Below are 13,430 nucleotides of genomic sequence, written 5' to 3'. Positions count from 1 at the left end.
GTCGCCGGCTGGACCGCCGCGTTCGCCGCGCTGGCCGGCGCCGCCGCGGCGGCGCTGACCGTACCGGCGGCACACGGCGCGGACGCCGAACCGGATCTGGGTCCCAATGTGCAGATCTTCGACCCGTCGATGTCCGCCCAGGACATCCAGGGCAAGCTCGACTCGGTCTTCGGCGAGCAGGAGAAGAACCAGTTCGGCCAGGCCCGGCACGCCCTGCTGTTCAAGCCCGGCTCCTACGACGTCAAGGCCAACGTCGGCTTCTACACCCAGGTGGCGGGCCTTGGCCTGTCGCCCGACGACACCACCATCAACGGCCAGGTGCACGCCGAGGCCGACTGGTTCGACGGCAACGCCACGCAGAACTTCTGGCGCGACGCCGAGAACCTCGCCGTCAACCCCGATGGCGGCGCGGACCGTTGGGCCGTATCGCAGGCCGCCCCGTACCGCCGGATGCATCTGAAGGGCGATCTACAGCTCGACGACGGCGGCTGGTCCAGCGGCGGTCTGCTGGCCGACACCAAGGTCGACGGGCAGGTGCGGTCCGGATCGCAGCAGCAGTGGCTCTCCCGGAACACCGAATGGGGCGGTTGGACCGGCTCCAACTGGAACATGGTGTTCGTCGGCGCGCGGAACGCCCCGGCCGGGAACTTCCCCAACCCGCCGTACACCCGGGTCGACAAGACACCCGTATCCCGTGAGAAGCCGTTCCTGTACGTCGACGACGACGGCGCCTACAAGGTGTTCGCGCCGGATGTGCGCAAGGACTCGACGGGTACGTCCTGGTCCTCCGGTGCGCCGAAGGGCACCTCGATCCCGCTGGACGACTTCTTCATCGTCAAGCCGGGTGACACGGCCGAGGAGATGAACGCGGCGCTCGACGCGGGCAAGCACCTGCTCGTCACCCCGGGGGTCTACCACCTGGACGCGCCGCTGAAGGTGACCCATCCCGACACCGTCGTACTGGGCCTGGGGCTGGCCACGCTGATTCCCGACAACGGGGTCTCGGCGATGACGGTGGCCGACGTCGACGGCGTCAAGCTCGCGGGCCTGCTCATCGACGCGGGCACCGAGAACTCCGACACCCTGATGGAGGTCGGCCCCAAGGACTCCTCCGCGAACCACGCCGACAACCCCACCTCGCTGCACGATGTGTTCTTCCGGGTCGGCGGCGCGGGCGTGGGCAAGGCGTCCACCAGCCTGGTGGTGGGCAGCTCCAATGTGATCGGCGACCACACCTGGATCTGGCGCGCCGACCACGGCGACGGCGTCGGCTGGGACTCCAACACGGCCGACCAGGGGCTCGTCGTCAACGGCGACGACGTGACCATGTACGGCCTGTTCGTGGAGCACTACCAGAAGCATCAGACCACCTGGAACGGCGAGGGTGGCCGCACGTACTTCTACCAGAACGAGATGCCCTACGACCCGCCCGACCAGGACGCCTGGATGAACGGCTCCACCAAGGGATACGCCGCCTACAAGGTGGCCGACTCGGTCAAGCGCCATGAGGCGTGGGGCCTCGGCAGCTACTGCTTCTTCAACACCAACAAGTCCGTCACCGCCGAGCACGCCTTCGAGGTCCCCCAGACCCCGGAGGTGAAATTCCACGACATGGTCACCGTCTCGCTCGGCGGCACCGGCACGATCAACCATGTCATCAATGACACCGGAGGCCCCTCGGACGCGGGCAGCAACGTCGCGAACGTGACCGAGTACCCCTGATCCTCCGGCTTCCCCGACGCACTCGACCAGCTCCACCCGTTCCACCGGTTCGCCTGTGGGGCGCGGGTACCTCGCCCGCGCCCCACAGGCGGCTGAGCACACGCACGGACCGCGTGTCGTTGTCGGATTCCCCTCTCGTGATGGACGGGCACTGATGCCACGACCTCGGATTCCTCTTCTGCCCCCTCCTGGGTCACCGCGTGGCGGCTCACCGGCGATGACACATGGCGGACGGGGGCGATCCGGGCGGCCTCCTCGCTGATCCGGCGGTACAACCCGCAGGGCCGTTTCATCCGGGCCTGGGGAGCGCTGAACGATCCGGGGAACGCGGGCCGGGTCATCATGGACACGATGATGAACCTCGATCTGCTGGCGTTCGCGAGCGGCCAGACCGGGGACGGCAAGTACCTCGATATCGCCGTGGAACACGCGAGAACCACCCAGCGGAACTTCCCCCGCCCGGACGGGTCGACCCCGCATGTCCACGACTTCGACCCGGCCTCCGGCGCTCCCCTGGGCCCGGGCACCGTACAGGGTTACAGCCCGGCCTCCTGCTGGTCACGCGGGCAGGCATGGGGGATCTACGGATTCACCACGATCTACCGCCGGACCGGCCACCGGGAGTTCCTCACCACCGCACGGAAACTCGCCGACTTCGCCCTGGGCGCGCTGAGCCCGGACCATGTACCGGTGTGGGACTATCTCGCGCCGCAAGCGCCCCACGACATCAAGGACGCCTCCGCGGGGGCGGTGATGGCCTGCGGCCTGCTCGACCTGTCGCGGGCGACCGGCGAACCGCGCTACCGCGAGGAGGCGCTGAAGCTGCTCACCGCGCTGTCGGAGACCTGTCTGACCAGGGAGTCGACCAGCGCGGACGCGGTCGTGGCGCGCTGCACCCGCAATCGGCCGGGCATCACTCCGACGGGGCTGGCCGCCGTCCGGTCGATGGGTCACACTGCTCACAGTTTTGCAAGGCCGAGCGACGCAAGGGGCGCTGATGGGCGCGTACGACGAGACTTACCACCGCAGCCTCGAGGATGTGGAAGGGTTCTGGCTGGACGCGGCGGCGGCGATCGACTGGACCCGGCCGCCGACCCGGGCCCTGGACGACTCCCGTGCGCCGCTTGTGCGGTGGTTTCCCGACGGTGAACTCAACACCTCGTACAACGCGTTGGACCGGCATGTCGAGAACGGCCACGGCGACCGGACCGCGCTGATCTACGACTCCCCGGTGACCGGTGCGGTCCGGCGGTTCAGCTATGCCGAGCTGCGTGACGAGGTCGCGCTCTTCGCCGGGGCGCTGCGCTCGCTGGGCGTGGCCAAGGGCGACCGGGTCATCGTCTATATGCCGATGGTGCCCGAGGCGGTCATCGCCATGCTGGCCTGCGCCAGGATCGGCGCGGTGCATTCGGTGGTCTTCGGCGGCTTCGCGCCCAAGGAGCTGGCCGCCCGTATCGAGGACGCCGAACCGGCCGTGATCGTCGCGGCGTCCTGCGGGATCGAGCCGACGCGGGTCGTGGAGTACCAGCCCATCGTCGAGGCGGCGCTCGGACTGACCACCCATCAGCCGGACCAGGTCGTCATCCTTCAGCGCGACAGGGCGCGAGCGCGGCTCGGCGGGCGCTATGTGGACTGGGCGGATCTCGTCGCCCGCGCCGAGCCGGCCGGTCCGGTCCCGGTGGCGGCGACCGACCCGCTGTATGTGCTGTACACCTCCGGTACCACTGGCAGGCCGAAGGGGGTCGTGCGCGACAACGGCGGCCATGCGGTGGCGCTGGCGTGGTCGATGGCCGCGATCTACGACATCGGGCCGGGCGACGTCTGGTGGACCGCCTCCGACGTCGGCTGGGTGGTCGGCCACTCCTACATCGTCTACGCGCCGCTGCTGATCGGTGCGACCACCGTGCTGTACGAGGGCAAGCCGGTGGGCACCCCGGATGCCGGCGCGTTCTGGCGGGTGATCAGCGACCACGGGGTGAAGGCGCTGTTCACCGCTCCGACCGCGTTGCGGGCGATCAAAAGGCTCGACTCGCGGGCCGCCGAGCCGAAGAAGTACGACCTGTCGTCGTTCCGCACCCTCTTCCTGGCCGGGGAGCGGCTCGACCCCGAGACCTACCACTGGGCGCACCGGCACCTCGGCACACCGGTCATCGACCATTGGTGGCAGACCGAGACCGGCTGGGCGATCGCGGCGAACCTCCACGGTCTGGAGCCGATGCCGGTCAAGCCCGGGTCGGCCACGGTTCCGGTTCCCGGCTGGGATGTGCGGGTCCTGGACCCGGGCGGTACCGAACTGCCCGCGGGCCAGGAGGGCGTCATCGCGATCCGGCTTCCGCTGCCGCCCGGCGCGCTTCCCACGCTGTGGGGTGACGACCAGCGGTTCATCGAGGCGTATCTGTCCCAGTACGAGGGCTACTACCTGACCGGTGACTCCGGTTACCGCGACGCGGACGGCTATCTGTTCGTCATGGGCCGCACCGACGACGTCATCAACGTCGCGGGGCACCGGTTGTCCACCGGTGCGATGGAGGCGGTGCTCGCGGCGCATCCGGCCGTCGCCGAGTGTGCGGTGATCGGGGTGCACGACGAGCTCAAGGGGCAGTTGCCCCGGGGCTTCGTGGTGCTCAAGGCGGGCGCCGAGATCAGCGGCGAAGACCTCCGCGAGGAGCTGATCGCGGCGGTGCGCCGGGATATCGGCCCGGTCGCCGCGTTCCGGGCCGTCTCGGTCGTGGAGGCGCTGCCCAAGACCCGGTCGGGAAAGATCCTGCGCAAGACGATGCGCGGAATCGCCGACGGGCGCGACGAACCGGTGCCGTCGACCATCGAGGACCCGTCGGTGCTGGACGCACTGCGGCCGGTGCTGCGCCCCGAGTGAGCGTCCCTCGCCGACAGCACGTGGGGGCCACCTGGGGGCCGGGGCGCACGGTTGCCTCCGGGTGCTCTGCCCCGGCGCCGCCGGGGCATCCGGCGTCCGAGTTCAAGCGGCGGCCTCATCGGACGCGTCCTGGCTCCCCGGCAGCCCTTCGCTGGTGGTGAAGTAGAAGATGGGGAGCAGGACGAACGCGCCCAGGGCGACCAGCGGTGTGACGAGGACGCCCAGGACCCCGGCGAGGGCGTAGCTCAGGGCTCCGATCCATGAGCGAAGGGAGCCGTGGCGTACGTAGGTGGGCTCGATGGTGCCTTCCAGCAGTTCGGGGTGCCGGTGCAGATGGTGGTAGAGGGCCGCCCAGCTCAGACACATCGCGGCGGCGAGGGCCGCGTAGAGCACGACGGCCACCTTCGCGTCCGTGCCCCAGGCGTCGGCCTGGAGCTCGGTGGCGACCACGTCGGTGGGAAAGGCCAGCGCCGCGGTGGTGAAGAGCAAGAAGAGGTTCGCCGCGTGCAGGCCCCGGTCCATGCTGCGGATCCGCAGGAAGGCCCGGTGATGGTTGAGCCAGATCACCGCGATGTAGCTGAAGGACGCGGCGTATCCCAGGTAGGCGGGCCACTGGCGGGCGAGTGCGTCTCCCAGGCCGCCGGGCGGGTGCGCGGGGGTGGTGAGGCCGAGCACCAGGAGGGTCAGTGCGATCGCGAAGACGCCGTCGCTGAACGCTTCGGCGCGGGCCGTGTCCGAAAGAGCGAACCGCTGGGCGGGCACACGGAAACGGGATGGCATGCCAGGCTCCATTTTCCCGACTTCCCCCAAACAGGCGAATATGACCCATAACGACTATACCGGGTCTCGCTTCGCCGCAGCTCAGCACAGCGTGGGCCGTACTCGGCTCACCCCTGAACCGCGTCCCTCACCTGGGTAAACTGTTGCTGTCCCGACAAGCCCCGAACAGTACCAGGAGGCCGGATGCCACCGCACGACACCTCCGCGCTCGGGGCACCGCGCGAAGGGCACGGCCGGGACCTGTCGCCTGCCCGTCAGGCCCTGTCGGACAGCGTCTACGAGAACATCAAGGCCATGGTCATGGACCATGAGATCACCCCCGGCGCGCGGGTCAGCATCGAGGCCCTGGCCCGCGCTCTGAGCGTCTCGCCGACCCCCATCCGGGAGGCGCTGGCCAGGCTGGAGTCCGACGGGCTGGTGGTGAAGAGGCCGCTCTCGGGGTACCGCACCACCGAGCTGCTGACCCGCCAGGGGCTCGAGGAGCTCTTCGAGATGCGGCAGTTGCTGGAGCCGAGGGCGGCCGCGCTCGCCGCGGGCAACGCCAGTGAGGCCCAGCTCGACGGCATCGAGCGGATCGCGGAGGAGATGCAGTCCCGTCCGGGGACCGCCGGGCGCTATGCGGCCTACCGCGACTTCGCCGCCCTCGACCAGCGCTTCCACGACGCGATCGCGCAGGCGTCCGGGCGGCCGCTGCTCGCGGACGCGGTGGAGCGGCTCCATTCCCATCTGCATATCTTCAGGCTCAGCAGCGTTCTCGACGCCGAGGACCCGACCCTCGCCGAGCACCAGCGGGTGCTGCACGCGATATTGCGCCGCAACCCCGACCGCGCGGCCGAGGCGATGGCGGAGCACCTCGCCCGCAGCCTCCGGCGCCAGCTCAGCCAGAACGACAAGTCCTGACCGCGCGGCGTCCGGCATCAGCGCGGCCGGGGCGGGGTCAGCCCGGCCCGGTCATGCCTCCACCGCCCGCGGGCGTACGGCCGAGGTCGCGCGGTCGTGGATGACGCGGATGATCCGGCCGCTCATCCGCTCGTAGTCGCGGTCGTTGTCCACCTCACCGCGGATCCGATGGCCGGCCATCACGGCCACCCGGTCCGCGAGCGTGATCATCTCCGCGAGGTCGCTGCTGATCAGCAGGATGGGCAGGCCATCGCGGGCCAGCTCCCAGATGAGTTCGTGGAAGGCGTGCTTGGTGCGCACATCGACACCGACGGTCGGCTCGTCGACGATGAGCAGCCGGGTGTCGGCCGCCAGCCACTTCGCCAGGCTCACCTTCTGCTGGTTGCCGCCGGACAGCTCACCGGCGTTCTGCCCGAGCCCGGAGATGCGGATGCCGAGACGTTCGACGAGGTCGTGCGCCACCGCCCGCTCCTCGCGCGCGGAGATGAACCCGAACGCCTTCGCCAGCCTCTTCCACACCGTCACCGTGATGTTCCGGGCGATGGGCTGCTCCAGGAAGACCCCTTCCTCCTTGCGGTTCTCGGTGAGATAGCCGATGCCGTAGCGGTGCAGGGCCTGCCGGGGAGAGGTGATGCGCACCGGCTCGCCGTGCACCCGGATCTCGCCGCCGGTGACGCGGTCGAGGCCGAGCATGGCCTTGACCAGTTCGCTGCGCCCCGCGCCGACCAGTCCGTACAGACCGACGATCTCGCCGGGCCGCACGTCCAGGCTGATGTCCCGGTGCCCGGCGGCGGTGGAAACGTCGTCGAACGAGAGCACCGGCGCCGCGGACGTGTCCACCTCGCGGGGACGCATCGCGGTGGCCGAGTGGGCGCGGCCGACCATGAGCCCGACCACGTCGTCGTGGGTGTGGTCGGCCAGCGGCGAGGACTCGAGCACGGACCTGCCGTCGCGCAGCACGGTGACGGTGTCGCAGAGGGCGAACACCTCCTCCAGTTTGTGGCTGACGAAGACGACACATGTCCCCCGGGCCTTCAGCCGCCGGACGACCTCGAAGAGGCGCTCCGCCTCCTGTGGGGAGAGGGACGCGGTCGGCTCGTCCAGGAGCAGCACCCGGCTCTCGGTGTACAGGGCCTTCGCGATCTCCACCAACTGCTGTTGCGCCACGGACAGTTCACGGACCGGCTGGTCCGGGTCGAGGTCCAGGCCCAGCTCACCGAGGCACCTCAGAGCGGGGGCGGTCATGGCCGTGCGGTCGATCAGACCACGGTGCGAGGGAGGGCTCTGCAAGGTGATGTTCTCGGCCACCGAGAAGCCCGGAATGAGATTGCGCTCCTGGTGCACCACGCCGATGCCGGTGCGGGTGGCCTCCTGCGGTGAGGGCAGGTGGACCTCGCCGCCGCACCAGGTCAGGCGGCCGCCGCCCGGCGTGTGCACCCCGGTGAGGACCTTGATGAGGGTGGACTTTCCCGCGCCGTTCTCGCCGAGCAGCGCGTGGACGGACCCCTCGGTCAGCCGCAGTCCGACGCCGTCCAGGGCCCGTACGCCGGGAAAGACCTTGACGATGGCGTGGCATTCGAGAAGGACGTTGCTCATCCGGAACCTCCCGGGTGCGGCAGGACGGCGGTCGGTCGCGGGTCATTCGGCGGTGGTGCGGGTGGTACGCGGCCGCGTGAGCCGCCCCGCTTCTCCAGATGGGTCTGGTGGATACGGCCGCCGACCACCGTGCCGAGCACGACCACGCCGATGAGGAAGTTCACCCAGCTCGGGTCGAGTGAGAACTGTGCGCGGGCGGCGTCGATGAGCCGCATCACGAAGGCCGCGAGCACCGTGCCGAGCACGGCGACCGACCCTCCGGTGAGCGCCACGCCGCCGATGATGGGGGCCGCGAAGCTGGGCAGCAGCCAGTCGCCGCCGACACTGCGGTTGACTCCGGGCAGCGACGCCGTCGCGGTCAGGGCGGCCACGCCGATCAAGAGCCCGGACAGGGTGTGGGCGAGCACGATCTGCCGGTCGGTGGAGATGCCCGAGAGCCTGGCCGCCAGCGGGTTGCCGCCCGCCGCCAGGAGCCGCCGGCCGGCGGTGCCGCGGTACAGGAAGGCGGCGAGCAGGGCCGCGGCGGCCAGAGCGGTGACGAACACCAGCGGGACGTTCAGCGGGGCCGCCCTGCCGAGGTCCTTCAGGCCCGCGGAGTATCCGTCGACGGTGCGCGTGCCCACCAGCCAGTACTGCGCCCCCTGGAGGATCGTCATCGTGCCGAGTGTGACGATAAAGCCGTTGATCTTCGTCGCCACGATGCACAGGCCGGTCACCAGCCCGATGGCGGTGGCCGCCAGCACACCGGCCGCCACCGCGACCCCGGCGGGCACACCCTGGTCCGCCATCAGCACACCCATCAGGCAGGCGGTGAAGCCGCCGAGCGCGCCGACCGCGAGGTTGAGCTGTCCGACGCACAGCGCGACCATCTGGGCCAGCCCGATGAGGACAGGGGTGGCCAGATACCGCAGGAAGGTCCGTATCGATGGGCCTTCGAGGAACGCGCCGGAGGAGGCCACGCCCAGGGCGAGGTAGCCGGTGAGCACCACGCACAGCAGGGTCATCGTCGTGGAGCGGGAGAAGCGGCGCAGGACCGCGGCGCCCCGCTCTCGCCGATCGCGGATCGTGTTCATGTGGAGCGCACCACCTTGCGATGGGCCACCACGGTGCGCACCCGGTCGGCCGAGAGGGCCAGCAGGAGTACGCAGCCGAGGTAGATGTTCAGGCTTTCCAGACCGACCCCGAGCAGATCGAGCCCCTTGCGGATGACGCCGACCAGGGAGGTGCCCAGTAGAGCGCCCAGTACGGAGACGACACCACCGGTGAGCAGGGTGCCGCCGAGCACCGAGCCGAGGAAGGACGGCAGCATGAAGTCGTCCCCGATGGAGGCGCGGAACGTTCCGGTGCCGACGGCGGCCATGAATCCGGCGAGCGCGGCGAGCAGTCCCGAGAGGGTGTGCGCCAGGATGAGGCGGCGGCCGGTGGGAATGCCGGACAGCTCGGCCGCCGCGGGGTTCGCCCCGGTGAGCAGCAGCTCCCGGCCGATGCGGGTGCGGGCGTACAGGAAACCGAGGCCGACCAGTGCCAGGACGGTGAACTGCGCCAACTGCGGGATGACCGGGGATCCGCACACGGGCCCGACACAGATGTCGGCCAGCGAGTACGAGCGCAGTTCCGCGAGCCCGGACGGCCTGCTGGTGAAGGCGGCGTTCTCGGTCAGGGCCGAGTAGAGCAGGGAGACGAGTCCCAGCAGCGCGAAGTCCATCGCCAGGGTCACCACGAAGGAACTGACCCCGGTACGGGTGATGATCCAGCCGGTCAGCGCGCCGATGGCGGCCCCGGCCAGCAGGCACAGCAGCAGGCCGAGTGGCAGTGGCAGGTCCAGCCGGTCGTATCCGAACCCCGCGAACAGGGCCCCGAAGGCGGCCATCCGCCCGACGGCCAGGTTCATATGCCCCACCGAGAGCACGACCATCTGGGCGAGCGCCACCACCGTCAGCGTCGAGACGTCCCGCACCAGCGGGAACAGCACCAGCCGTGCATCGAGGAACGCCGGCTGCAACACGCCGAACAGGGCGCTGAGGCCGATGACGAGGACCAGCAGCCCGAGCCGCTGGTTGACCCAGAACGGCAGCCGGTGCACCGGTCGCGGTGGCGTGGCCCCGGCGGGGCCGGTGTCGGTGCCCGGCGGGAGGACGGGCATTGTCATGCCACCCTCCGGTCGTCGATGGCGTCCATGTCCCAGTCGATGCCGATCCCCGGAACGTCGGGCGCCACGGCCCGCCCGTCGCGGATCGTCAACTCGCCGCGGGTGACCGCCCGCAGTTGCGGGATGTACTCGACGAACCTGCCGTTGGGCACCGCGGCCACGAGGCTGACATGCAGTTCCATCAGGAAGTGCGGGCACACCATGACGTTGTGGCTCTCCGCCGTGTGGGCGACCTTGAGCCAGGGGGTGATCCCGCCGATGCGGGCGGCGTCGACCTGCACGATGGAAGCGGCGCCCGTCTCGAGGTAGGTGCGGAACTGCGCGGGCGAGTACAGGGACTCGCCGACGGCGACGGGAATCCGGGTGGCACGCGCCAGCCGGGCATGGCCGCTGATGTCGTCGGCCGGCAGGGGCTCCTCGATCCAGTACGGGTCGTAGGGCTCCAGCGCGGCCGCCAGTTGGAGGGCCGAGGACATCGTCTGCGACTGGTTGGCGTCCGTCATGATGTGCAGCGAGGGGCCGACGGCCTCTCGTACGGCGCGCAGACGCTCCGCGTCCTCGGCGGCATGCGGCTTGCCCACCTTGATCTTGACACCGGCCCACCCGGCCTTCTGTGCCTGGCGCGCGCCCTTCACCAGGTCGTCGGGGGTCAGGTGGAGCCAGCCGCCCTCGGTGTCATAGACCGGAACGTCCTGGCGGTGGCCGCCGGCCAGCCGCCACAGCGGCTCGCCCGCGCGCTTGCAGCGCACATCCCACAGCGCGGTGTCGACGGCGGCCAGCGCGAGCGAGGTGATGGCTCCGGTGGTGGTGGCGCGGGTCAGGGCGAACAGCCGCTGCCACAGCGCCTCGATGTTGCGCGCGTCCTGCCCGATGAGGGCGGGCAGCAGATGGTCCCGCAGCAGGGCCAGTACGGAGGTTCCGCCGGTGCCGATGGTGTAGGCGTAGCCGGTCCCCGTGCTGCCGTCCACCGTGGTGAGGTCGACCAGGACCGTCTCCTGCTTGACGAAGGACTGCACCGCGTCGGTGCGGTCCGTCTCCACGGCGATATCGGCCAGCTTGGCCGTGGCGGTCGTGATGATGCTCATCTCGTGATGCCCGTTTTCTGTAGAGCGTTCTGAGTGCGGGGACGGCGGGGATCAGCCGCATGCGAGGACGTCGTCGGCGAACTGCTTCTTCAGCCGACCGGTCTTCGCCTTCCGCGCGCGGTCGTAGGTCGTGACGTTCTTCTTGGTGACGACGAACGAGCCGGAGTCGACGGACCGGCCGGGCGTGCGCATGGTGCACTGCTTCGTCTGAAGCAGCGCGAGCGCCCACGCCCCGACCTCCGCCTGTCCCACCGGGTTCTGTACGACGGTGGCGGTGACCGTGCCCTGCTTGATCGAGCTGAGGATCTTGGCGTCGTCGTCGATGGCGACGACCTTCGCCCGCGATCCGGAGCTCTTGACCGCGTCGGCGGCGGCGACGGCCGGGTTGTAGGCGGTGGAGACGATGCCCTGGATCTGCTTGCCCTTGGCCGTCAGCAGGTCGGACACCGCCTTCTGCGCGGTCTGGAGGTCCTTGTCGATGTCGGTGACGGTCTGGAGCAGCTTCGCCTTGCCGCCCGTCTCCTTCACCGCCCTGGCCACGCCCTTGATCCGCAGTTGGGTGTTGGCGTCCACGTTGTTGCCCGTCAGATGGACGATCGTGCCCTTTCCGCCCATCGCGTCGATGGCGGCCTTGGCCGCCTTGTACGCGGCGAGTTCGACATCGGTGGAGAGACAGAAGTCGGCCTCGTTCCTGCCCGCCGGGCAGGAGCCGAGCGAGGCCACGGCGAGGCCCTGCGACTTCAGGTCGGCGAATGTGGTGTTGATGTCGGTCGGCGAGACCCCGAAGACACCGAACGCGTTGTAGCCGCGCGCGGCGAGCGTGGACAGCAGATTGTTCTGCTTCTGCTGATCCCACTCCGCCGTCTCGTCGAACGTCACGTCGCCGAGCCGGTATGTCTTCTTCGCGTCGGCGCCCGCGGACTTCCAGGGCTGGAAGTAGGGGTGGGCGCCGCCGGGCACGAGCGCCACCTTGGTGGCCGACCCGTCCGCGAGCACGGCCGAGCCGCCGCCCGCCCGCGCGGACGCGGGGCCCCGCCCGCCCGCCGGCTCACCCGAGTTCTTGAGCGTGCAACCCGCCGAAGCCGCGGCCAGCACCGCGACGGCCACCACTCCCGGCAGTACAGATCCAGTCCGGAGACCCACCTCCGCACCCCCACGAATCAAATAGGAAATTGATGCCGCGATGGTGTGCCAGCCGAGCCTCCCCGTCAAGACCCCTGACAAACACGAGATCCGGCACCCCTGTGGATCGGGTGCCGGATCTCGCCTCAACGGATTCCTATAGGAAACGCGTGTCCTGAATTGACTCAGCCGGCGTACTGGGCGAAGACGCGGGTGAAGTCCCACGGCTGTTGGGAGACGCCCGAGCAGGTGTCCGCTCCGCCACCGGTGCAGGGCCGGTCACGGTTGACCGACCAGAAGGTCAGCCGCGCGAGGTGGCGCTGCTGGGCGTAGCCCAGGATGGTGCGGAAGTCGCTCACGGTCACGGTCTCGCCGTTGTCGGTGATGCCGTTCATCGAGGAGATACCGGTGTGCCGGTACGCCTGGTCGTCCGTGTACCCGTAGGCGCTCTTGACCGTGTTCTTGAGCCCCTCGGCGGCGCGGAGGGTGAGCTGGCCCATGTTCTGCCCGGCTCCCCCGAAGTTGAACGGCATGATGGTCCAACTGTCCACGGCCAGGCCGGTGGCGGCGGCCTTGCTGATCAGGCTGTTGTCGGGGCCGTTCTGGCCGGTGCCGAAGGTGATGTACACCTTGATACCGGGGTTGTTGGCCTTGACCGTCTTCAGGGCGTCGACCGTGCGCTGCTGGACGGTCGGGCTGTCGTACGCGGCGGCCTCGATGTCGATGTCGATCGCCTTGAGACCGTAGGCGTTGATGACCTTCTGATACGCGGCGGCCAGCTCGCCCGCGCTGCCGCAGGAGCTCTCCAGCTTGTTGCCGCTCCAGCCGCCGAAGGACGGGATGACATCGCCACCGGCGGACCGCACGGTGTTGATGGTCTGCTGGTCGACGCCTCCGGTGAGTGGACGGCCACCGTCCCACTGCGGATTGCAGTAGCCGTTGCTGAGCACGAAGGCGAGCGTGAACCACTTGACGCCGGTCGCGTTCATCACGGTGGTGGGACTCGGCGGGCTGCCCCAGCCGTTGTAGAGATACGGGGCCACGGCCATGGCTCCCGGCCCGGTCGGCGGGGTGCTGCCACCGTCCGGCGCCGTCCACTTCTGGTTGGTGGCACCGGTGCAGGTCCATATCTGGAGCCGGGTACCGTTGGCCGAACTGCCACCGGCGGCGTCCAGGCACTTATCGGCCTGCGGATTGACGA

At 69.8% G+C, this 13,430-nt stretch carries 11 protein-coding genes; 4 read left to right on the top strand and 7 right to left on the bottom strand.

All coding sequences use genetic code 11. The features are described 5' to 3' along the window. The 3 genes from KN815_RS34630 to KN815_RS34620 form a co-directional block, all read left to right on the top strand. Positions 1–1,722 (top strand): pectate lyase-like domain-containing protein (locus tag KN815_RS34630; protein WP_253209419.1); only part of this gene is annotated, 1,722 nt, incomplete at its 5' end. Positions 1,723–2,073: 351 nt separating this feature from the next. Then, the gene (locus KN815_RS34625; protein WP_372458567.1) at positions 2,074–2,871 is read left to right on the top strand and encodes a YyaL domain-containing protein; all 798 of its coding nucleotides are present in this window, start codon (positions 2,074–2,076) and stop codon (positions 2,869–2,871) included. Then, positions 2,762–4,597: a propionyl-CoA synthetase gene (locus KN815_RS34620; protein WP_301184680.1), complete on the top strand. Its 1,836-nt coding sequence runs from the start codon at positions 2,762–2,764 to the stop codon at positions 4,595–4,597. Before KN815_RS34625 ends, KN815_RS34620 begins: the two co-directional genes overlap by 110 nt. Before the next feature lie 102 nt (positions 4,598–4,699). Here the strand turns inward: KN815_RS34620 and KN815_RS34615 are convergent, their stop codons facing one another. Continuing rightward, positions 4,700–5,377: a TMEM175 family protein gene (locus KN815_RS34615; RefSeq protein WP_216345808.1), complete on the bottom strand. Its 678-nt coding sequence runs from the start codon at positions 5,375–5,377 to the stop codon at positions 4,700–4,702. A gap of 183 nt (positions 5,378–5,560) precedes the next feature. Here KN815_RS34615 and KN815_RS34610 point away from each other — a divergent pair, with 183 nt between their 5' ends. Next, on the top strand, positions 5,561–6,277 hold the full coding sequence (locus KN815_RS34610) for a GntR family transcriptional regulator (RefSeq protein WP_216345807.1): 717 nt from the start codon (positions 5,561–5,563) through the stop codon (positions 6,275–6,277). A 51-nt stretch (positions 6,278–6,328) separates the two neighbouring features. Here KN815_RS34610 and KN815_RS34605 read toward each other — a convergent pair whose 3' ends face one another. The 6 genes from KN815_RS34605 to KN815_RS34580 all read right to left on the bottom strand — a co-directional run. After that, complete coding sequence (locus KN815_RS34605; RefSeq protein ID WP_216345806.1) at positions 6,329–7,873, bottom strand: sugar ABC transporter ATP-binding protein; 1,545 nt, start codon at positions 7,871–7,873, stop codon at positions 6,329–6,331. Next, on the bottom strand, positions 7,870–8,946 hold the full coding sequence (locus KN815_RS34600; RefSeq protein ID WP_216345805.1) for an ABC transporter permease: 1,077 nt from the start codon (positions 8,944–8,946) through the stop codon (positions 7,870–7,872). The genes KN815_RS34605 and KN815_RS34600 overlap by 4 nt, the downstream gene beginning before the upstream one ends. Beyond that, positions 8,943–10,022, bottom strand: coding sequence for an ABC transporter permease (locus KN815_RS34595; RefSeq protein ID WP_216345804.1), 1,080 nt, complete (start codon positions 10,020–10,022; stop codon positions 8,943–8,945). Before KN815_RS34595 ends, KN815_RS34600 begins: the two co-directional genes overlap by 4 nt. Beyond that, positions 10,019–11,107 (bottom strand): mandelate racemase/muconate lactonizing enzyme family protein, encoded by a 1,089-nt coding sequence (locus KN815_RS34590; RefSeq protein WP_216345803.1) that lies wholly within the window; start codon positions 11,105–11,107, stop codon positions 10,019–10,021. Before KN815_RS34590 ends, KN815_RS34595 begins: the two co-directional genes overlap by 4 nt. Before the next feature lie 51 nt (positions 11,108–11,158). Next, a complete protein-coding gene (locus KN815_RS34585; protein WP_372458568.1) occupies positions 11,159–12,226 on the bottom strand; it encodes a substrate-binding domain-containing protein in 1,068 nt (355 codons plus the stop codon). Positions 12,227–12,414: 188 nt separating this feature from the next. Then, positions 12,415–13,430: RICIN domain-containing protein (locus KN815_RS34580; RefSeq protein WP_216345801.1), on the bottom strand; the 1,016-nt coding region annotated here is incomplete at its 5' end.

The organism is Streptomyces niphimycinicus (assembly GCF_018883605.1).
GTDB classification, from domain to species: Bacteria; Actinomycetota; Actinomycetes; order Streptomycetales; family Streptomycetaceae; genus Streptomyces; species Streptomyces niphimycinicus.
This window is presented reverse-complemented; position numbering and strand designations above follow the sequence as displayed.

Bases quoted from the DNA above. Each gene is read 5' to 3' on its own strand.
- KN815_RS34625 (WP_372458567.1), top strand. From the start codon at position 2,074: ATGATGAACCTCGATCTGCTGGCGTTCGCGAGCGGCCAGACCGGGGAC.
- KN815_RS34615 (WP_216345808.1), bottom strand. From the start codon at position 5,377: ATGCCATCCCGTTTCCGTGTGCCCGCCCAGCGGTTCGCTCTTTCGGAC.
- KN815_RS34610 (WP_216345807.1), top strand. From the start codon at position 5,561: ATGCCACCGCACGACACCTCCGCGCTCGGGGCACCGCGCGAAGGGCAC.
- KN815_RS34605 (WP_216345806.1), bottom strand. From the start codon at position 7,873: ATGAGCAACGTCCTTCTCGAATGCCACGCCATCGTCAAGGTCTTTCCC.
- KN815_RS34600 (WP_216345805.1), bottom strand. From the start codon at position 8,946: ATGAACACGATCCGCGATCGGCGAGAGCGGGGCGCCGCGGTCCTGCGC.
- KN815_RS34595 (WP_216345804.1), bottom strand. From the start codon at position 10,022: ATGACAATGCCCGTCCTCCCGCCGGGCACCGACACCGGCCCCGCCGGG.
- KN815_RS34590 (WP_216345803.1), bottom strand. From the start codon at position 11,107: ATGAGCATCATCACGACCGCCACGGCCAAGCTGGCCGATATCGCCGTG.